The sequence below is a fragment of the Enterobacter sp. EC_64 genome, assembly GCF_019584165.1.
Lineage (GTDB): Bacteria > Pseudomonadota > Gammaproteobacteria > Enterobacterales > Enterobacteriaceae > Enterobacter > Enterobacter roggenkampii.
This window is the reverse complement of sequence record NZ_VDAS01000087.1, coordinates 1-290: the sequence shown is the minus strand read 5'-3', so window position 1 is coordinate 290 and position 290 is coordinate 1. Positions and strand designations below refer to the sequence as shown.

Annotated in this window: 1 pseudogene; it reads left to right on the top strand. The window is 50.7% G+C overall.

From position 1 onward, the window contains the following. Positions 1-26: 26 nt before the first annotated feature. Positions 27-164, top strand: a pseudogene (locus FHC52_RS22585) (IS5/IS1182 family transposase); the annotation flags it as partial. Positions 165-290 lie beyond the last annotated feature (126 nt).

Sequence of the window (290 nt, the reverse complement as noted above, 5' to 3'; positions counted from 1 at the left end):
TCCGGAGCGCATCCCAGAGGGACATCATGAGCCATCAACTCACCTTCGCCGATAGTGAATTCAGCACTAAGCGCCGTCAGACCCGAAAAGAGATTTTCCTCTCCCGCATGGAGCATATTCTGCCATGGCAGAATATGACCGCTGTCATCGAGCCGTTTTATCCGGGGTCGTCTCAGAAAACGGAATCTATGGTCACTCCCGTTTTTGCAACACCGATTTTGACGACAAGTTGGCTTGCTTGAATCTATCCGGCGTCTGAATGGGATTTTATTCCCGCGCCTTGATGAGTT